Below are 20,220 nucleotides of genomic sequence, written 5' to 3'. Positions count from 1 at the left end.
GTGCCGACAGGCCAGGATCACCGGAGCTCATCATGTCCACACCTCCCACCTTCGACCTGCCGATCAGCGGCATGACCTGCGCGAGCTGCGCCGGGCGGGTCGAGCGCGCCTTGCGGGGCGTATCTGGCGTCAGTACAGCCAGCGTCAATCTGGCCAGTGAGCGTGCCCGCGTAGAAGCGCAATCCGAACACCTGCCTGCGTTGGTGGCGGCAGTCGAGAAAGCGGGTTACGACGTACCACAGCAAACGCTGGATCTGGCCATTTCCGGCATGACCTGCGCCAGCTGTGTGGGTCGCGTAGAGCGCGTGCTGAGTAGGCAACCCGGCGTGCTGGCGGTCAGCGTCAACCTGGCGACCGAGCAGGCTCATGTGCAAGTGGTCACAGGTATCGATACCCAGGCGCTGCTCGCTGCCGTCTCGGCTGCAGGCTACTCAGCCAGCCCCGTAGCTGACCGCCAAGAAAACAACGATGCGGGTGATCGCCGCCTGCAGGCCGAGCGCTGGCGATTGGGGCTGGCCTTGCTGCTGGCTGCGCCGCTGGTACTTCCGATGCTGCTGACGCCCTTTGGCATGCACCTGATGCTGCCGGCCTGGGCGCAATTTCTGTTGGCCACGCCGGTGCAGTTCATCCTCGGCGCGCGCTTCTACCGCGCGGCCTGGAGCGCCCTGCGCAGCGGTGCCGGCAATATGGATCAGTTGGTCGCTCTGGGCACCAGCGCCGGTTATGGCCTGAGCCTCTATCAGTGGGCAATCACTCCGGTCGGGCACACGCCACACCTTTACTTCGAAGCCTCGGCGGTGATCATCGCGCTGATCCTGCTCGGCAAATACCTGGAAAGCCGCGCCAAGCGCCAGACCACAAGCGCCATCCGCGCCCTGCAGGCGTTGCGCCCCGATGAGGCGACCCGTCTGTGCGATGGCGTCGAACAGCGGGTAGCGGTCAGTGCGCTCAGCATGGGCGACCGGGTGCTGGTGAAACCAGGTGAGCGCTTTCCGGTCGACGGCAAGGTGCTCGAAGGCGATAGCCACGCCGATGAGGCGCTGATCAGCGGGGAAAGTCTGCCGCAAGCCAAGGCACTGGGCGATTCGGTTACCGCCGGTGCAATCAATGGCGAAGGCCGGCTACTGATCGAGACCACCGCCCTTGGCGCGGAGACTGTGTTGTCGCGGATCATCCGCCTGGTCGAGGACGCCCAGGCCGCAAAGGCGCCGATCCAGAAACTGGTGGATCGGGTCAGCCAGATCTTCGTGCCAGTGGTACTGGTAATCGCCCTACTGACGCTGATTGTCTGGCTGAGCCTGGATGCGGGCATGGAAACCGCGCTGCTCAATGCTGTAGCCGTGCTGGTTATCGCCTGCCCTTGTGCCCTTGGCCTGGCGACGCCGACCGCGATCATGGCCGGCACCGGCGTCGCGGCCCGCCACGGCATTCTGATCAAGGATGCCGAAGCCTTGGAGATCGCACATGAGGTGACGGTAGTGGCCTTCGACAAAACCGGCACCCTGACCTCTGGCGCTCCACGGATCGCTCACCTGCACCCGGTCGATATCGATTCGGATAAGGCGCTACGCCTGGCTGGAGCCCTGCAACAAGGCAGCGAACATCCACTGGCCAAGGCCGTGCTAGAAGCTTGCCGGGATGCCGCGCTCAGCCTTGCGCCCGTCAGCGCCAGCCAGGCATTGGCCGGCCGGGGCATTGCCGGTCAGGTCGAAGGCCAAGTGCTGCAACTAGGCAACCGCCGTCTGCTAGAAGAAAGTGGCGCCAGCGAGCCGGTTGAACTGGCGAAGGCGGCGCAGGCCTGGGAAGCCGAGGGGCGCACTTTGTCCTGGCTCATCGAGCAGAACTCCATGCCGCGAGTGCTCGCTCTGTTCGCCTTTGGCGACACCTTGAAGGACGGCGCCCGCGAGGCGATTAGCGAACTCGGCAGGCGGCATATCGTCAGCCACCTGATCAGCGGCGACAATCAGGGCAGCGCCACGGCAGTCGCCAGCCAGCTGGGCATCGACTCGGTGCACGCTCAGGTGCTGCCGGCGGACAAGGCCCGTATCGTCGGCGAACTGAAAGCTGCCGGAGTGGTAGCGATGGTCGGTGACGGCATCAACGACGCTCCAGCCCTGGCTGCAGCGGATGTCGGCATCGCCATGGACGGCGGCACCGATGTGGCGATGCAGGCAGCCAGCATCACCCTGATGCGTGGCGATCCGCGGTTGGTACCCGCCGCGTTGGATATCGCCCGACGCACCTACGCGAAGATCCGCCAGAATCTGTTCTGGGCGTTCATCTACAACCTGGTGGGCATTCCCCTGGCCGCTTTCGGCCTGCTCGACCCAATGCTCGCCGGCGCGGCCATGGCGCTGTCGAGCGTCAGCGTGGTGAGCAATGCCCTGCTGCTGAAAACCTGGCGCCCCCGCCCTATCGAGGAGTAACGCAATGAATATCGGCCAGGCCGCCAAGCACACCGGACTCAGCGCCAAGATGATCCGCTACTACGAGGCCATCGGACTGTTGCCCAGCGCCGGGCGCAGTGAAAGTGGCTATCGCGTGTACGCCGAGGACGACCTGCAACGCTTGCGTTTCATTCGCCGCGCCCGCGACCTGGGCTTTTCGCTCGCCGAGTCGGGCCGGCTGCTGGCGCTCTGGCACGACCGCGAGCGCGCCAGCGCGGATGTGAAGGCACTGGCGGTGGAACATATCGAGGCGCTCAACGGCAAGATCGCCGAACTCGAGGCGCTGCGCGATACCCTGCAGAACCTGGTCGATCATTGCCAGGGCGACCACCGCCCTGACTGCCCGATTCTCGAGGATCTGCAGGCTGGCAGCGGTTGCTGTCAGCCGGCCAGCGCCAAGCGCTGAAGTGCCGAACAATCGGCGACAAAGTGATCGGTCAATTCCGGCCAGGGGTTGCTCGGCAGATTGACCAGCACTGTGGCGGTACCCGCGGCACGGCCGGCAGCCAGATCATGGCTATGATCACCGACCATCACCATCTCCTGTGGCGAGACCTGCCAACGGTCGGCCAAGTGCAGAAGGCCACCGGGATCGGGTTTGGGCGGTGCTTCGTCGCGGCCAAGAATGTCGGCCGGCGCGAAGCAGTCATCCACACCGATGGCCTGCAGGGTCAGCAGCGCCAGCTCCCGGGCGTTACGGGTCAGGATGCCCAGGCGCAGCCCGCGGGCATGCAGGCCACGCACCAATGCCACGGCGCCGGCGGCCGGGCGTGAGGCGATGGCCAGTTCGCGCTCATGCTCCAGCAACCAGGCGTGCTTGGCCTTCGACACATCGGGCGGCAAGGCAGCCAGGTGGTGGAGGATGTCGTCTTCGGGCGGAATATCCAGCGCCACGCGGATGGCGGCGAAATCATGAACGGCAATCGTCAGGGTGCCGTCCATGTCGAAAACCCAGTGGTTGTAGCGCTGCAGGCTCATCGCCCCTCCGGCAAGAGTGGAATCGAGGCCGCAGCATACCTGCTCACTAGCGGATGTCACGACCGCACACGGTGCGCTCGGGGCGACTCAGCGCCAGTCTTCGCGCAGACGAATCAGCCCTTCCTGAGCCACCGAAGCGACCAATTGCCCCTGACGGTTGAACACGCTGCCGCGCGAGAAGCCTCGGGCATTTCCGGCCCACGGGCTGTCCATGGCATAGAGCAGCCAATCGTCCATACGCAGGTTGCCGTGGAACCACAGGGAATGGTCGAGGCTGGCGACCTGCATGAACTTCTGCCACACCGATACACCGTGGGGCAGCATCGAGGTGGTCAGCAGGTTGAAATCCGAGGCATAGCCCAGCAGATACTTGTGGATCGCCGGCGTGTCCGGCAGTTCGCCGTCAGCGCGGAACCACACGTACTTGACTGGCTCGCTGACCTGCGGGGCGAACGGGTTGTCGACGGTGACCGGGCGAATCTCGATGGGCTTATCGAACAGCACCCGCTCACGTACCCGCGGCGGCAGCGAGTCGGCCACCAGGCTGGCCAGCTCGGTTTCCGAGCGCAGGCCCTCAGGGCCCGGTACATCCGGCATCTGCGCCTGATGATGGAAGCCCTCTTCCTGATTCTGGAACGAGGCGCTGCAGGTGAAGATCGCCTTGCCCTTCTGCACCGCGGTTACGCGGCGCGTGCTGAAACTGCCGCCATCACGCACGCGGTCGACCTGATAGACCACCGGCAAGGCGGCGTCGCCCGGGCGCAGAAAGTAGCCATGCAGCGAATGCACATGGCGATCTACCTCAACCGTCTGGGTGGCCGCCGACACGCACTGGCCAAGGACCTGACCACCAAAGAGCTGACGAAAACCCAGATCCTGGCTGACGCCACGAAACAGGTTTTCCTCGATGGCCTCCAGACTCAGCAGTGCCACCAACTCTTTCAGGACTTGACTCATAAACGATCTCCATGGGCCCCACCCAGGGCAATGCTGCGACACGCGCGGGCTGCGCGGATGGTGAATGGTAATGCCTTTGTCGTCAGCCAGGAATCTTGGCATCACGACGCAGGTGACAGGTGCCCGCGACTCGGTCATTTAACGCCAGGCATTTCGCTTCTCATGCATACTGCCGTGGGTTCACCAAACGCCGCCATTGTATGCCCCTGCCGCTGATCTACCACGACGACTACAGCCCGCCGTCTCCCGACGGCCACCGCTTCCCGATGGAGAAATTTCGCTTGCTGCGTGACCACTTGGTCGCCAGCGGCCTGACCCGGGATGAGGACTTACTGCGCCCGGATATCTGCCCTGCAGATGTCCTCGCCCTCTGCCATTGCCCCGCCTATATCGAGCGCTACCTGAGCGGCGAGCTGAGCTATGAAGACGGGCGGCGTCTCGGCTTGCCATGGAGCCCGGCGCTGGCACAGCGCACCGTACGTGCCGTCGGCGGCTCGCTGCTGGCGGCCGAGCAGGCGTTGCAGCATGGCCTGGCCTGTCACCTGGCAGGCGGCACCCACCATGCGCACTACGACTACCCGGCGGGCTTCTGCATCTTCAACGACCTGGCGGTGATCGCTCGCTATCTGCTGGAAAGCGGCAAGGCGAGCTGCGTGTTGATCTTCGATTGCGACGTGCACCAGGGCGATGGCACCGCGCGCCTGCTCGAACAGGTGGATAACGCGGTCACCGTCTCCCTGCACTGCGAGCAGAACTACCCGGCGCGCAAGGCCAGCAGCGACTGGGACATCCCCCTGCCGCGCGGCATGGGCGATGCCGATTACCTGAAAGTGGTCGACGACACGCTCAATTACCTGCTGCCGCTGTACCAGCCGGATATCGTGCTCTACGACGCTGGCGTCGACGTGCACAAGGACGACGCCCTGGGTTACCTGCAACTCACCGATGCTGGCGTGGCCGCCCGTGACGAAGCGGTGCTGCAGCATTGCCTGGGCCGCGACATTCCCGTGGTAGGGGTGATCGGTGGTGGCTACAGCAAGGACCGCCATGCCCTCGCCCGCCGCCATGGCATTCTCCACCACAGCGCCGCGCGGGTATGGCGGGGGCGAGGGCTCGGGTAAACTTCGCCTCTTTGCCCAGCCGACGCCACCATGACCGATTTCTCCCCGCCCAACGCCCACTCGGTCGCCATCATCGGCGGCGGCCCGGCCGGCCTGATGGCCGCCGAGGTACTGGCAAACGCCGGTTTGCGCGTCGACCTGTTTGACGCCATGCCCTCGGTAGGCCGCAAGTTCCTGCTCGCTGGCGTCGGCGGGATGAACATCACCCACTCCGAGCCCTACCCGGCCTTCGTCGCACGCTACAACGAACGCCAAGGGCAGATCGACAGGCTGTTGCAAGGCTTCGACGCCGACGCGCTGCGTGAATGGATTCATGGCCTGGGTATCGAAACATTCGTCGGCACCTCGGGCCGGGTATTTCCTACCGACATGAAAGCCGCGCCGCTGCTACGATCCTGGCTCAAGCGCCTGCGCGAGGCCGGTGTGCAGCTGCACACCCGGCACCGCTGGATGGGCTGGAATAACGACGGCAGCCTGCGTATCGACACGCCCGACGGCGAGCGCGCGGTGCAGGCCGATGCCGTGCTGCTAGCCCTGGGCGGTGGCAGCTGGCCACGGCTCGGTTCCGACGGCAGCTGGGTGGCGCATCTGCAGCAGGCTGGCGTGCCCGTCGCGCCGCTGCAACCGAGCAATTGCGGATTCGATGTGGCCGCCTGGAGCCCGTTGCTGCGCGAAAAATTCGCCGGTGCACCGCTGAAGAACGTGGCGTTGGGTTTGCCGGATGAACCATCAAGATCGGGCGAGTTCGTGCTCACTGCTACTGGCATCGAGGGCAGCCTGGTGTACGCGTTGTCCGCCGGGATTCGCCAGCGCATCAATAGTGACGGCAGCTGTACGGTGCACCTCGACCTGCTGCCCCAGCGCAGTGAAGATGCGTTGATCAAGGCGCTGAGCAAGCCTCGCGGTTCGCACTCCATGGCCAAGCATCTGCATCGCCAGGCAGGAATGGACGGTGTGAAGGCGGCGCTGCTGCGTGAGCTGACGCCCGCCGAGCAGTTCGCCGATCCCCAGTGCCTGGCAGCCGCCATCAAGGCGCTACCGATCACCCTGCGCCAAGCGCGCCCGCTTCAAGAAGCGATCAGCAGCGCCGGTGGCGTGCCCTTCGAAGCCCTCGATAACAACCTGATGCTGAGCGCCCTGCCCGGCACCTTTTGCGCAGGCGAAATGCTCGACTGGGAGGCGCCCACCGGCGGCTACCTGCTCACCGCCTGCTTCGCCAGTGGCCGCGTGGCCGGTCAGGGCATCGCGCGCTGGCTAGAAGACAAACCTCGATAATCCACGGACAGGAAATCTCATGCTGAACAGCTTGCAACTCAAGACCTTCATCCCGGCCAAGGATTATCCGCTCAGCCAGGCCTTCTACACCGCACTGGGTTTCACGCCGGTCTGGCAGGCGGACGAGATGAGCTACTTCAGCAACGGTGAGCACTGCGCATTTCTGCTGCAGAACTTCTATGTGAAGGAGCAGGCCGAGAATTTCGTCATGCACCTGATGGTCGATGACGTGCAAGCCTGGTGGGCACATGTGCAGGCAGAAAACATCGGCGAGCGTTTTGGCGTGCGCACCATTGCCCCCGAAGACCAGCCCTGGGGCATTCGCGAATTTATCGTCTTCGACCCAAGCGGCGTGCTGTGGAAGATCGGCCAGGAAATCTGAGCCTGGCCGCCTCAAGCGCTGTTCCTAACGCCCGCCCTTCGGCTTGCCGCCGAAACTCGGCACCTTGCGGATGGCCTTGACTGGCGGCTCGGCCGGCTCGTCGCTTTCCATCCAGCGCCCTAGGCCACCGGCCTTGCCGCCGCCCACCACCTTGGGCTTTTTCGGTTTCTTGGGCTTTTTCACCACCAGGCCGCCTGCGACCGTCTGTGGCACGCGGTGATCGGGAATGAAGTCTGGTTCATCGACACGCTGCAGAATTTGCTGGATCAGCGCTTCGATGGCCGACAGCAGTTGCACCTCGTCAGCGCAGACCAGCGACACCGCCTGGCCAGTGGCGCCGGCACGGCCAGTACGGCCGATGCGGTGCACGTAGTCCTCGGCGACGATGGGTAGGTCGAAGTTGACCACCAGCGGCAGGTCGTCGATATCCAGGCCGCGGGCAGCAACGTCGGTGGCGACCAGCACATCGACCTCACCCGCCTTGAAGCGCTGCAGGGCGCGCAGGCGGGTCGGCTGTGGTTTATCGCCATGGATCGCGTCGGCACGAATACCGGCGGCCAGCAACACCTCCTCCAACTCGTCGACGCCCTTACGGGTTTTCACGAACACCAGCACCTGTGACCACTTCTTGCTGCGGTACAAATGCAGGAACAGCTCGGCCTTGCGCTTTTTGTCGACCGGAATCAGCCACTGCTTGACCGACTTGGCGGCGGCGTTGCGCGGGCTGACTTCGATGCTCAGCGGGTCGCGCAGCATCTCGCCTGCCAGGGTACGGATGGCCTCGGAGAAGGTCGCGGAAAACAGCAGGGTCTGGCGTTTCTTCGGCAGCGCGACGAACAGGTCATCAAGCTCACGAGAGAAACCCAGGTCGAGCATGCGGTCGGCTTCGTCGAGTACCAGCACCTGCAGCTGAGAAAACTTCACCGCATTCTGGCGGTATAGATCGAGCAGGCGACCAGGCGTGGCCACGAGCACATCGACACCTTTGCGCAGCGCCATCATCTGCGGGTTGATGCTCACTCCGCCGTACACCGCGTAGCTACGAAGCGGCAGAAATTGCGAGTAGGTTTGCACGCTCTGCTGCACCTGCTCGGCCAGCTCGCGAGTGGGCACCAGCACCAGAGCGCGCACCGAATTGCTGGCGACCACCGGGCCTTCCATCATCAGGCGCTGCAGGATCGGCAGGGTGAAGGCAGCAGTTTTGCCGGTGCCGGTCTGCGCCGCAGCCATGATGTCGCGGCCCTTGATGATCGGGCCGATGGCCTGGGTCTGCACGGGCGTCGGGGTCTTGTAGTCGAGGCCGTCGAGGCATCGCAGCAGGGGTTCGATCAGGCCGAGGGAAGCAAAGGTCATGGCGGGCAACGTGGTGGGCAATGGAGATGGCGCGCAGTTTAGCGCGTCCGGCTAGCGCCCGCCCAGCAACCGCAAGGCCCGCCGCGGTGAGCGTTATGCCCGTAGCCTGGGTCGAGCGCAGCGACACCCAGGAAATGCAAAACCTGGGTATCGCTGCGCTCAACACCAGGCTACGTGCTCCGGCTGCGGTTTAGAAATCGCCGCGCAGGGTCAGCATGTAGCTGCGCGGGTCGCCGTAGTAGTTGCCGCGCCGCAGCTCGCCTACGGACTTGTAGTACTTCTTGTCGAACAGGTTCTTGGCATCGAGGCCGATGGTCCAGTTCTGGTCGATTTTCCAGCTGGCTAGAGCGTCATAAACGGCGCGCCCCGAGTTGCTGACAGGCTGAATGTAGGTATCAGTGCTGTAACCGCTCTGCGCGGAAACGGCGCCGCCGACGGTCAGGCGATTGAGTGCGCCGGGCAACTGATACGTGGTCGAGGCGCGCAGCAGGTGCTTGGGCGTCTGGTAGTCGGTGGGGCCGCCACTGGCCTTGCTGGTCTGGTTGAAGGTGTAGCCGGCCGCCACTTGCCAACCGGACAGCAGCTCGCCGCTGGCTTCGAGCTCGTAGCCCTTGCTGCGCTGGATCTCGCTGTTGAGGTAACAGGACTGATCAATGTTATCTGGGCAAATTGCACCACTCGGGTCAGCGGCCGCTACGTCATCCTGCTTGATGTAGAACAGCGCGGCCGAGAGGTTCAGGCGGCCGTCATACAGCTCACCTTTGATCCCGGTCTCGTAGTTGACGCCCACTGCTGGGTCCAGCAGCGAGCCCGCTGCCGTACGGTAATCGCTCTGCGGCTGGAAGATATCGGCGTAACTGGCGTACCACGACCACTGCTCGTTGAGGTCGTAGATGACACCGACGAAGGGCGTGAATTGGTGATCCTGACGATTGGCTGCCTTGACCGCGCTGATGGTTTCCTCAGTCTCGTACTCGTACCAGCTCAATCGCCCACCGAGCACCACGCTCAGTGGCTCGCTGAGGTACAGCCGAGTGTTGGCATAAGCCCCATAACGCGTTTCGGTACTGTCGTTGATCGCTGTCCAACCGTTTCTTGTTGGTCTGGCCAGCGTCTGATGATCCGGATTGAACACATCGATGGCGCCAACACCCGTGGCGGTATTTATGTTGGCGTTCTTGCTGTACTGGTCTTCACGGGACCAGTTGGCGCCAACCATCAGCGTATGGCGCAGGCCAAAGGCTTCGAAGTTGCCGGAAAGGTTGCTGTCGATGCCGGTGTTGGTCACGTCATCGCTGCGATAAAGGGTTCGGAAAAGCCGCGATCCGGTGTTGGTCGCCGGGTTGATAGCACCTTGAGGCAACGCCACGCGCTGATCGAAACCACCCTCGGCGCGGGTAAGCGAGGTCTTACTAGTCCAGTCGTCGTTGAGGCGATATTCCAGGTCAGCAAACACTTCGGTCTGCTCGCTTTCGTGGCGGTTCCAGTCCTGCGCCAGCGAAGTGGAGCGAGACACGTCGAGGGCCTTGCCGTTGCTATAACGCGGCAAACCGAAGATCGAGTAACCGCTGGTAACGCCGGTCTGCCGGCGTAAGCCGACAGACAGCGTAGAAGTGTCGCTCAGATCGGCTTCGACGATGCCGTAGAACAGCGGCTTGCGGCTGGCTTCGAGGTCGTAGAAAAACTGCCGATCTTCATAGGCCACCAAGGCACGACCGCGAATCGTGCGGGACTCGTTCAGCGCGCCGCTGCCGTCCAGGTCCATGCGGTAGAAATCATTGGAGCCTGCACGGGTGGTCACCGAGAAATGCGGCTCGGCAGTCGGCCGTTTGCGTACCAGATTGACTGCACCGCCGGGGTTGCCATTGCCGACTAGCAGGCCGGCGGCGCCACGCAGAATTTCCACGCGGTCGTAAACGGCAGTGTCAGGCGTCATCCAGCCAGTGGGACTGTGGATCACACCGGGCATGCCATCGACCAGGTAAGCATCGGCGCCCAATTCGAAGCCACGCGAATTGTACTGGTGGTCGCCGAAATTGCGCGTTTGCAGGGTAATGCCCGGTGCGCTGTAGAGCACCTGATCCAGGGAGGTGAAATTGCGGTCATCCATCTGCTGGCGGGTGATCACACTGACTGATTGCGGCGTTTCACGCAGCGACTGCGCGCCCTTGCCCAGCGTCACGTTGCCAGTGGTGTAGGAGCCGGTGCCCTCGGTGGTGGTGCCGAGCAGCTCGCTGCTGATCGTCGTCGCTTGCAGATCGACGGCTGCCGAAGGCTCTCGTTCGATGATTAGCCACACATCGCCGCTGCGCTGCACCACCAGCCCCGAACCGGCCAACGAACGGGCCAGCGCATCGTCGATGGCGAAGGTGCCCTTCAACGCCGGTGCTGAACGGCGCGCGACTAGCCGATCATCGACGGCAAGCGTGACACCGGCCAGACCAGCCAACTGCTTGAGCGTGGCGGCCAGCGGCTGCGCTGGCAAGTCCAGCTCGATGGGCGCGGCCTGTACGCCAAGCGCCAGCGTCAGAGCGCTCGCGGTAAACAATGTTTTCAGGGATGTGCGCAGCATGGCTGGGTCTCGTATTGATCGCGGATACCCCTAGACGGAGCAGCTACCTAAAAGCCCAACCTGAAAATGCGAATAATTCAGCGCGGCAGCACCAAGGTGCTATCGGCACGTTCCTGCACGCGTATCCCGGCAAGCTGGGGCAGGGCCTGAACGAATGCCTCGACGTCGCTAATCTGCACGACAGCGGTGATGGTCTGCTGCGACGGCGGCAGCTCGAGGCGCAACGGCTTGTCGCGATAACGACTGAGCCCGGCCGCGACCTCACCTAGATCAGCCTGCTCGAATACCAGACTGCCAGTGCTGAAGCCGAAAGCGCCGGCAGCTTTACGATCGGAGCGAACCAGGCCACGACTCTCGCCATAAAGGCCGACCTGATCAGCTGTCAGCTCGATACGCTGCCCGCCTCCGGCCATTTCCACCCGTCCGCGGGCGACACTGACCTGCACGCGGCGGTCGAATCGCTCGACTACAAAGCGGGTACCCAGCACGCGCACCTGCGCCGCGCCAGCATCGACCACGAACGGGCGCTGCGGGTTATGTCGCACGTCAAAAATAGCCCGCCCGCGCAACAGCGTCAGATGGCGTACGCGCTCGTCGAACAGCACCTGAATTCGTGTGTCGGCATCCATCTGCACCTCGCTGCCATCGGCCAGCTTCATGCGCCGCAGTTGCCCAATGCCGGTAAACAGTTGCAGCTCCTGGCGCGCAGCATTGCGGACCAGCAGCAGGGAGCCCAGGCCGCCAAGCAGCAAGCCTCCGAGCATACCGTTGCGCAGCAAGCGCCGCCGCCCGACGTTTTCCATGGCGCCAGCCAAGGCTCGGGTTTGGTCGGTGCTGGAAAAGTCGCCCCACAAGCGTTTGAAACTGTGAAATTCCTGGGCGTTGCGCGGGTCGGCGGCCAGCCAGTTAGCGAATAACTGGCGCTCGGGATGTTCGTCCGGTAACTCCAGCAACCGCGCGAACCAGTGCGCCGCTTCGCGCCGGCGCGCACTCATGGCTGCAGCAGCTCGCGGGCCTCGTGCAGGTCGAGCAAGGCACGCACCAGGTGGCGCTCGACCATCGAGGTACTGATTTGCAACATGGCAGCGACCTCCACCTGGCGGTGACCTTCGATGCGAACCAACCAGAACACCTCGCGGCAGCGCGGCGGCAGGCAATCGAGAATGCGCTGCAGGGCATCGAGACGCTGCTGCAGATCGGCCAGGTGCTCGGCCGAGGGTACGAAAGCTTCGCCGTCGTCATGCTCCATGCGCGGCTCGCCGTCAGCATCGGGCAACGGCTGATAGCGCGAGGCGTCGCGGTAGTGGTCGATCAGAACGGAATGGGCGATGCGCCGCAGGTAGGCGTTGGGCTGTTCGATGACGCCACGCTGATTGGCGAGCACGAACCGGATAAAGGCGTCGTGCAGCACGTCATAGGCGCGCTGCACGCAATGAGTACGCCGACTCAGGCTCAGGAGCAGATCGGTGTAGGCCCAGCGCAAGTTGATTCCGCCCCACTCCATATCCACCTCGACCATCGTGCGACGGCGTCAACCATCAAAGGGCGGGCAGTATAGGGAGTGGCCAGGATTAAAGTAAATGAGAACTATTAGTACACATAGCTAGGTACGTTGCTCAGCCCGCTGCGGCGAGCAGAGCCCGCACCTTGGCAGCCGACATGCCTTGCAGCTGACGCAGGAAATCATGATCGACAGCGCTGCGCCCGTGCTGCTCACGCAGCACCTTGCACAGGTGCAGGGTCAGGTTAGCGGCCATTTCCGCATCGGCCAGCGCCCGGTGGGCCTTACCGGTATCGGGCAGGCACGCCCAGCGGTTGATGTTGCCAAGCTTGTGGCTCGGTGCGCCCGGTAACAACCGACGTGAGAGTAGCAGCGAGCAGGCGAAATGCTGCACCCGGGTGCGACCGATCAGGCCCAGCTCGGCGTCCCAGAACTTCTGGTCGAAGGACGCGTTGTGCGCCAGCATCGGAATGTCGCCTACGAACTCGGCGACTTCGTGCATCACTTCGGCCGCCGGCGGCGCGCTGCGCACCATGGCGTTGCTGATGCCGGTCAGTTGCTCGATGAACGGCGGCACCCAGGCCCCGCTGTTCATCAGGCTCTGGTAGCGGGCGGTGATCTGCCCGCCTTCGATGATCACCACGCCGATCTCGGTGGCGCGCGCCTGCTGGGCCGGCGACATGCCGGTGGTTTCGAAATCGATGACAGCGATGGGTTTCACGTAAAGCCTCAGTGTTTCAACAACAGATGGCCCTCGATGGGCACATAACGAGTGGCCGCGCGCACCAGTGACTGCGCGGTAAGCCCGGGAACGCCGTAAGCCACGGCCTCGACGCCATGGCGTTGGCGAATGCGTTCGAGCAGCAGGTCGAAATCGCCGTCACCGGAAGCCAGCACCACGCTGTCGACACCTGCCGCCGCGTCCATCACGTCGATGGTGATGCCCACATCCCAGTCGCCCTTGGCCGATCCGTCGCTGCGCTGGATGTAGGGTTTGAGTTTAACGGTGAAGCCGAGGTTACGCAGAATCTGCTGGAACTGCTGCTGCTTGGGGTCGCCGCGGTCGATGGCATAGGCGTACGCCTCGACGATCTCACCACCGGCGGCCAGCTCGTTCCACAACGCCGTGTAGTTGAAGTGGCAGCCATAGGCCTGGCGCACGGTGTAGTAGAGATTCTGTACGTCGGCGAACACGGCTATTTTCTTCACCGGACATCCTCAGGAGAGCTCGCGCGGAGTGCACGGGCGTCCAGTATGCCAGCCTCGCCCCCTTCAGGTCGAAAGCCGCGGCCAGGCGGTGGCCATCACTGGTCGCGCAACGGCGGCGCTCGTATGATGGCGGCCTGTTTTTCTGACCGCGACCCTCCATGAATCCCCTCGACGCCCTGCGTGACGCTTGGTTCTTCTTCCGGCAAAACCTGCTGCAGATCATCCTGCTGTGCCTGCCCTTCCTGCTGCTCGAAGCCTTTCTGAGCTTGCAGCTCGAAAACCTGGTGCCGGCGGCCAAGGTGCCGTTCTACGACATGCTGCTCGGTTTGTTCTTCTACCCGCTGTACAGCGCTGCGCTGATTCTGTTCATCGACGCCCGCAGCCGCGGCGAGCAGCCCGGCAGCGGTGGCCTGATTGCCATGAGCCTGAGCCTGTGGCCGCGCTTCGTGCTGCTGGCCGGCATCGGCACGCTGGCGATCATGCTCGGCGCCTCGCTGTTCATCCTGCCGGGGCTGTGGCTGATGGTGCGCCTGGTGTTCTCCGATTACCTGCTCGTGCTGCGCGGCCTCTCGCCGCTGCAGGCACTGCATGAAAGCCTGCAGCTGACCCACGGGCATTTCTGGCCGATCTTCACCTGTGTGATGCTAGTCATGGTGCCGCCATGGCTGGTGGGCTTCTGGGCCGGCGATATCGCCGCTGAGCCTGCCGGGCGCCTGCTGCTGGATCTGCTGCTTGGCCTGTTCCAGCTATTCACCACCGTGGTGGTGTTCCGCCTGTATATGCTGCGCACTGGCGACAACACCGCGTCTCATCCGTAACCTTCGGTCATTTACTGCATTCCCTATCGAGACGAGCCCGTGGCAAGAAAATCGCGCAGAGAACTGGCCAAAGACCGCGGTGACCTCAACGATTTGCCGGTGACGGTAAAGGATGTGGCGCTCAAGGCCGGCGTATCGCCGATCACTGTATCGCGCGCCATCCAGCGCCCGGAACTGGTCAGCGACGCCACCCGCGAACACGTGCTGGAAGTGGTGCGCGCCATGGGTTACGTGCCCAACCTGATGGCCGGCGGCCTGGCCACGAGCAAGAGCCGCCTGGTGGCCATCGTGCTGCCGACCATCGCCAACTCGATCTACGCAAGCGTGGTGCAGGCGATCATGGATCGCCTCGCTACAGCCGGCTACCACACCCTGGTCGGGCCGAGCGGCTACACCCCCGAGCATGAAGAAGCGCTGCTGGCCGCCATCCTTGGCCGCCGCCCCGACGGTATCGTGCTGACCGGCACCTTCCACACCCAGCCCAGCCGTGAACGGCTGGCCTCCGCCGGCATTCCGGTAGTCGAGGCGTGGGACCTGAGTGATGACGGCCTGGACATGCAGGTGGGTTTTTCCCATGAACAGGTCGGCGCCGCCGTGGCCGAACACTTCTTCGCCAAGGGCTATCGGCGCTGGGCGGTGGTCGGCGTCGACGACCCGCGGGCGCTGCGCCGCTGCAACGCGGTGATCGGCCGCCTCGCCGAGCTGGGTGTGGATAACGTGGCGGTGCAGACCCTACCGCTGCCCGCCACCTGGGAAGTCGGCCGCAAGGGCCTGGCCAACCTGCTCGATGCCGGCGAGAAGCCGGACTTCATCTTCTGCAGCTCGGACACCGTCGCCCTCGGCGTGCTGGCCGAAGCCTCGACTCGCGGGCTGAACGTTCCCGCCGATATCGCCGTGCTGGGCTTCGGCGACACCCTCAACGGCCAGTTCGCCAACCCGGCGCTGTCGACCGTCAGCGTCAATGCCACCGAGATGGGCCAGCAGGTCGCCGAAGCACTGCTGCGTCGTTTCGATGGCCAGAGCGCAGAGCCGAGAGTGGATACAGGCTTCACGATCGTTGAGCGCGGCAGCACGGCTCGAAACTAGATTCGTAGGCAATTGATGGGTTTCACCTACGCGGCCCGCCCCATCCACAAACTGGCCAACCGGCCGAGCCCCTTGTCGATACCCGATTCGCCATCATCGAGCGGGCCAGCACCGCCTAACGCAAAACCACCTCTCGTAGCCTGCGGTTGAGGGCAGCGATACCCAGGTTTGCGATGTTCGCGCCGCGATGCCCCCGGGCGTCGCTACGCTCGCCCCGGCTACGAACTGTGGGAACGGGCCATGCCCGCGAATGAACTGAGCCCCAATAAATCCCATCGGTGGGTTGCACCTAAGCGGCCCGACCCATCCTATCTTTCAAGACCACATGCGCATGCTTCGCACCCTAAATTTCCGCTTGAATGATAACGTTATCTGATTATGATGATAACGTTATCTTTAAATGCTGCCGGTGAGCAGCCAGACCCACCGCAACGCCCGTAACGGCACAGGAACCACGCGATGAACAATAACAACACCCATGCAGGTACCCCGGTCATCACCTCTTTGGAAGTCATCCCGGTCGCCGGGCACGACAGCTTCCTGCTCAACCTCAGCGGCGGCCATGCACCGTTCTTCACCCGCAACCTGCTGATCCTGCGTGACAACGCCGGCCACGTCGGTGTCGGTGAAGTGCCGGGCGGCGAAGCGATTCGCCAGACCCTGGAAGACGCTCGCCAACTGCTGGTCGGCCAGCCCATCGGCCAGTACCAGAAATTGCTCGGCCAGGTTCGCCAGGCCTTCGCTGATCGCGACTCCGGCGGCCGCGGCCTGCAGACCTTCGACCTGCGCATCACCATACATGCGGTCACCGCCGTCGAGGCTGCCCTGCTCGACCTGCTCGGCCAGTACCTGGACGTACCGGTCGCCGCCCTGCTTGGCGAAGGCCAGCAGCGTGATGCCGTGGAAATGCTCGGCTACCTGTTCTACATCGGCGACCGCAAGAAAACCGACCTGCCCTATCGCCAGGAAGCCGATGCCGACAACGCCTGGTTCCGCGTGCGCAATGAAGAAGCGCTGGACGCCAGAGGCGTGGTGCGCCTCGCCGAAGCCGCCTACGAGCGTTACGGCTTCAAGGACTTCAAACTCAAGGGCGGCGTGCTGCGCGGCGACGAGGAAATCGAAGCGGTCACCGCCCTGGCCGAACGCTTCCCGGAGGCACGCATCACCCTGGACCCGAACGGCGCCTGGTCGCTGGCCGAAGCCATCCGCCTGTGCCGCGACCAGCATCACGTGCTCGCCTATGCCGAAGACCCATGCGGCGCCGAAAACGGCTATTCGGGCCGAGAGGTGATGGCCGAGTTCCGCCGCGCTACCGGCCTGCCGACCGCCACCAACATGATCGCCACCGACTGGCGCCAGATGGGCCACGCGATTCAGCTGCAATCGGTGGACATTCCCCTGGCCGATCCGCACTTCTGGACCATGCAGGGTTCGGTGCGCGTGGCGCAGATGTGCAACGACTGGGGTCTGACCTGGGGCTCGCACTCCAACAACCACTTCGACGTGTCCCTGGCCATGTTTACCCACGTGGCAGCGGCCGCGCCGGGCAAGATCACCGCCATCGACACCCACTGGATCTGGCAGGACGGCCAGCACCTGACCAAGGAACCGCTGCGCATCGAAGGCGGCCTGGTACAGGTGCCGAAAAAACCGGGCCTCGGTGTGGAGCTGGACATGGACGCCGTGGCCAAGGCCCACGAGTGCTACAAGGGCATGGGCCTGGGCGCACGCAACGACGCGGTGGCCATGCAGTACCTGATCAGCGGTTGGACCTTCGATAACAAGAAGCCTTGCCTGGTGCGCTGAGCGACGCCATAGCGAGCTTGGCCCCTGTAGCCCGGGGTCGAGCGCAGCGATACCTGGGGCATTGCAATCCTGGGTATCGCTGCGCTCGACGCCAGGCTACGACTTGATGATTTCCACCCATGAAATTGCTAGGTCTTACGCGGCTTGGCCCGCGCGGTGGGCTCGGCGATCAATGGGTCGTCGGGCCAGTAGTGTTTCGGGTAGCGGCCCTTCAAATCCTTCTTCACCTCGGCATAGGTGGTGCGCCAGAAGTTGGCCAAGTCCTGGGTCACCTGCACCGGCCGCCGCGCCGGGGACAACAAGTGCAGCAGCACCTGTTGCCGGCCGTTGGCGATGCGCGGCGTTTCGGCCAGGCCGAACAGTTCCTGCAGGCGCACCGCCAATACCGGCGGGTGCTCGCTGTAATCCAGGCCGATGCGCGAGCCGGACGGCACTGGCAGGCTGCGCGGCGCCCATTCATCCAGGCGCTGAGGCAGCGGCCAGGGCAGCAGGGTTTGCAGCATCGCGTGCAGGTCGAGACTGGCGAAGTGGCTGAGCCGGGTGACCTTGCCCAGGTAAGGCGCCAGCCAGGTTTCCAGCGTGGCCAACAATGCGGCATCGGATACATCGGGCCATTCGCTGGCAGCCTGGCTTTGCAGATCGAGCCCGCGTAGCAGCATCACCCGCGCCTGCCACTGGCGCAGCTCCGGCGTCCACGGCAACAGCGCCAGCCCTTTGCGCCGCACCAGGCCGAGCAGCGCGGTGGTGCGCGCCTCGGCATCCAGCCCCGGCAATGCCTCGCTGCTCAGTACCAGATCGCCGACCTTGCGTTGCCGCTCTGCACGCAGCACGCCTTCGCGCTCGTCCCATTCGAGCAGATCCTGATTGCTCACCTGCTCGGCCAGCACCGAGTCGAACAGCGCCGGCTCCAGTTCGGCGGCGAGGTAGATGCGCTCCTCACGCTGGCCCTGGCGGCTGCCGAGGTCGGCGACCACCAGCCAGGTGTGCTTCATCAGCGCATCGGCCTCGGCGAACTGCGCGGCGCGGCCATTGGCCAGGCGGTATTCGGCGCCGCCTTCGCGGCGCTGGCGAGCGATGCGATCAGGGTAGGCGAAGGCCAGCAGTGCGCCCAGCCAGCGGCCATGCTCGGGATCATTTACCGGCTCGCTGACCGGCACGCGGCGCAAGTAACCCTGGAACTGCCGGGCCAGCTGCCGGGCGCGCTGCACACCGCCATTGGCGCCGCGCGCTGCCCGGCTCTCACCCGACAGCAGCGCCAGGCGACCGTGCAGATCGGCACCGCCGCCACGCTGGATGTCGCGTTCGCCCAGCAGGGCCGCCAGGTCACAGGCCAGCTCGCCGAGGCCAAGGGCCTGGCCGCGCAGCAGCAGGTGGGCGATACGCGGATGGGCCGGCAGCTCGGCCATGGCCTGGCCGTGGGAGGTCAGAACACCGCGTTCGTCGAGCGCACCGAGGCGCTGCAGCAGGTCACGTGCCTGGGCGTAGGCGGCCGCAGGCGGCGGGTCGAGCCAGACCAGCTCATCCACCTCGACGCCCCAGCGCGCCAATTGCAGTGCCAGGCCAGCGAGGTCGGCCTGGAGAATTTCCGCCGAGGAATAAGCCGGCAATTGCTCATGCTGGGCCTGCGACCACAGCCGGTAGCACGCGCCCGGCTGTAGGCGCCCCGCACGACCGGCGCGCTGGGTGGCCGATGCGCGGGAAATGCGCTGGGTGTCCAGGCGCGTCATGCCGCTGCCCGGGTCGAAACGCGGTACCCGCGCCAGGCCGGCGTCGACCACCACGCGCACGCCATCGATGGTCAGGCTGGTCTCGGCGATATTGGTGGCCAGCACCACCTTGCGCAGCCCGGCCGGCGCCGGCTCGATGGCCGCACGCTGGGCCGACAGCTCCAGCTCGCCGTGCAGCGGGCAGATGCGCACGTCCCCTCGCCCGGCCAGGGCCTCCTCCAACTGCTCGGCCACCCGGCGAATCTCCGCCTGGCCGGGCAAAAACACCAGCAGGCTGCCCCGCTCGTCGTCCAACGCCTGCACAACGGTTTGCAACACCCGCGGCTCCAGCCACTCACCAGCCTGCCAGGGCGCGCCCCAGCGGATATCCACCGGGTACATGCGCCCTTCGCTACGCAGCACCGGCGCATCATCGAGCAACCCGGCCAGGCGCTCGCCCTCCAGGGTTGCGGACATCAACAGCACCTTGAGCGGCGCCTCGCCACTGTCGGCACCGCGAAACATCGCCCGACCATTGAGGGTCAGCGCCAGGGCCAGGTCGGCATCCAGGCTGCGCTCGTGGAACTCGTCGAAGATCACCAGGCCGACGCCGTCCAGCGCCGGGTCGTCCTGCAGGCGGCGGGCGAGGATGCCCTCGGTAACCACCTCGATGCGCGTGTTCGGCCCCACCTTGCTGTCCAGGCGAATGCGATAGCCCACCGTCTCGCCGACCTTCTCACCCAGCTCGCTGGCCAGTCGCTCGGCGGCGGCGCGGGCGGCCAGGCGCCGCGGCTCGAGCATGATGATGCGCTGCCCGGCCAGCCACGGCTGATCGAGCACGGCCAACGGCACGCGGGTGGTCTTGCCGGCGCCGGGCGGCGCTTCGAGCACCACTTCATCACGCTCCGCAAGAGCGCGGCAGAGGTCGGGCAGCAGAGAATCGATCGGCAGGCTGTTCATCAGGGCTCCATTTCAGGCCGGCGATTATAACGGCGAACCGCAGCCACGC

At 64.7% G+C, this 20,220-nt stretch carries 17 protein-coding genes; 8 read left to right on the top strand and 9 right to left on the bottom strand.

What is annotated here, in order from left to right:
- Positions 1 to 32 precede the first annotated feature (32 nt).
- The gene (locus BUC40_RS21490) at positions 33 to 2,426 is read left to right on the top strand and encodes a heavy metal translocating P-type ATPase (protein WP_073268684.1); all 2,394 of its coding nucleotides are present in this window, start codon (positions 33 to 35) and stop codon (positions 2,424 to 2,426) included.
- Between the two features lie 4 nt (positions 2,427 to 2,430).
- Complete coding sequence (gene cueR / locus BUC40_RS21485) at positions 2,431 to 2,853, top strand: Cu(I)-responsive transcriptional regulator (protein WP_073268682.1); 423 nt, start codon at positions 2,431 to 2,433, stop codon at positions 2,851 to 2,853.
- Here cueR and BUC40_RS21480 read toward each other — a convergent pair.
- Positions 2,829 to 3,425 carry an HAD family hydrolase gene (locus tag BUC40_RS21480; protein WP_073268680.1) on the bottom strand — a complete coding sequence of 199 codons (597 nt, stop codon included), beginning with the start codon at positions 3,423 to 3,425 and terminating at the stop codon, positions 2,829 to 2,831. The genes cueR and BUC40_RS21480 overlap by 25 nt on opposite strands.
- Before the next feature lie 87 nt (positions 3,426 to 3,512).
- Complete coding sequence (gene tesB / locus BUC40_RS21475; RefSeq protein WP_073268678.1) at positions 3,513 to 4,382, bottom strand: acyl-CoA thioesterase II; 870 nt, start codon at positions 4,380 to 4,382, stop codon at positions 3,513 to 3,515.
- A gap of 200 nt (positions 4,383 to 4,582) precedes the next feature.
- Between tesB and BUC40_RS21470 the strand changes: the two genes are divergently transcribed.
- From BUC40_RS21470 to BUC40_RS21460, 3 genes are read left to right on the top strand one after another with little or no spacing between them, the layout of a single operon-like run.
- On the top strand, positions 4,583 to 5,503 hold the full coding sequence (locus tag BUC40_RS21470; protein ID WP_073268676.1) for a histone deacetylase family protein: 921 nt from the start codon (positions 4,583 to 4,585) through the stop codon (positions 5,501 to 5,503).
- 30 nt (positions 5,504 to 5,533) lie between these two features.
- Positions 5,534 to 6,778 (top strand): TIGR03862 family flavoprotein, encoded by a 1,245-nt coding sequence (locus BUC40_RS21465; protein WP_073268675.1) that lies wholly within the window; start codon positions 5,534 to 5,536, stop codon positions 6,776 to 6,778.
- A 19-nt stretch (positions 6,779 to 6,797) separates the two neighbouring features.
- On the top strand, positions 6,798 to 7,160 hold the full coding sequence (locus BUC40_RS21460; RefSeq protein ID WP_073268673.1) for a VOC family protein: 363 nt from the start codon (positions 6,798 to 6,800) through the stop codon (positions 7,158 to 7,160).
- 24 nt (positions 7,161 to 7,184) lie between these two features.
- Here BUC40_RS21460 and rhlE1 read toward each other — a convergent pair whose 3' ends face one another.
- From rhlE1 to BUC40_RS21430, 6 genes are all read right to left on the bottom strand, one after another.
- Positions 7,185 to 8,513 (bottom strand): RNA helicase RhlE1, encoded by a 1,329-nt coding sequence (gene rhlE1, locus BUC40_RS21455; protein WP_073268671.1) that lies wholly within the window; start codon positions 8,511 to 8,513, stop codon positions 7,185 to 7,187.
- A 190-nt stretch (positions 8,514 to 8,703) separates the two neighbouring features.
- Positions 8,704 to 11,085: a TonB-dependent siderophore receptor gene (locus BUC40_RS21450; protein WP_073268669.1), complete on the bottom strand. Its 2,382-nt coding sequence runs from the start codon at positions 11,083 to 11,085 to the stop codon at positions 8,704 to 8,706.
- A 77-nt stretch (positions 11,086 to 11,162) separates the two neighbouring features.
- Complete coding sequence (locus BUC40_RS21445; RefSeq protein WP_073268667.1) at positions 11,163 to 12,080, bottom strand: FecR family protein; 918 nt, start codon at positions 12,078 to 12,080, stop codon at positions 11,163 to 11,165.
- A complete protein-coding gene (locus BUC40_RS21440) occupies positions 12,077 to 12,589 on the bottom strand; it encodes a sigma-70 family RNA polymerase sigma factor (RefSeq protein WP_073268665.1) in 513 nt (170 codons plus the stop codon). The genes BUC40_RS21445 and BUC40_RS21440 overlap by 4 nt, the downstream gene beginning before the upstream one ends.
- Positions 12,590 to 12,701: 112 nt before the next feature.
- Complete coding sequence (locus BUC40_RS21435; RefSeq protein ID WP_073268662.1) at positions 12,702 to 13,307, bottom strand: 3'-5' exonuclease; 606 nt, start codon at positions 13,305 to 13,307, stop codon at positions 12,702 to 12,704.
- An 8-nt stretch (positions 13,308 to 13,315) separates the two neighbouring features.
- On the bottom strand, positions 13,316 to 13,795 hold the full coding sequence (locus BUC40_RS21430; RefSeq protein ID WP_073268660.1) for an NYN domain-containing protein: 480 nt from the start codon (positions 13,793 to 13,795) through the stop codon (positions 13,316 to 13,318).
- A gap of 158 nt (positions 13,796 to 13,953) precedes the next feature.
- On the opposite strand from BUC40_RS21430, the gene BUC40_RS21425 reads away from it, so the two are divergent.
- From BUC40_RS21425 to gudD, 3 genes are all read left to right on the top strand, one after another.
- Positions 13,954 to 14,613, top strand: coding sequence for a YciC family protein (locus BUC40_RS21425; RefSeq protein ID WP_073268655.1), 660 nt, complete (start codon positions 13,954 to 13,956; stop codon positions 14,611 to 14,613).
- Positions 14,614 to 14,652: 39 nt separating this feature from the next.
- Entirely contained in the window at positions 14,653 to 15,699 is a 1,047-nt protein-coding gene (locus tag BUC40_RS21420) for a LacI family DNA-binding transcriptional regulator (protein ID WP_073268649.1), read from the top strand.
- A 459-nt stretch (positions 15,700 to 16,158) separates the two neighbouring features.
- On the top strand, positions 16,159 to 17,505 hold the full coding sequence (gene gudD, locus BUC40_RS21415; RefSeq protein ID WP_073268647.1) for a glucarate dehydratase: 1,347 nt from the start codon (positions 16,159 to 16,161) through the stop codon (positions 17,503 to 17,505).
- 128 nt (positions 17,506 to 17,633) lie between these two features.
- On the opposite strand, the gene hrpB is transcribed toward gudD, so the two are convergent.
- Positions 17,634 to 20,171 (bottom strand): ATP-dependent helicase HrpB, encoded by a 2,538-nt coding sequence (hrpB, locus tag BUC40_RS21410; RefSeq protein ID WP_073268645.1) that lies wholly within the window; start codon positions 20,169 to 20,171, stop codon positions 17,634 to 17,636.
- Positions 20,172 to 20,220: the final 49 nt, after the last annotated feature.

The organism is Phytopseudomonas punonensis (assembly GCF_900142655.1).
Taxonomy (GTDB): domain Bacteria; phylum Pseudomonadota; class Gammaproteobacteria; order Pseudomonadales; family Pseudomonadaceae; genus Aquipseudomonas; species Aquipseudomonas punonensis.
The sequence above is the reverse complement of the archived record's forward strand: the minus strand, read 5'-3'. Positions and strand labels throughout refer to the sequence as shown.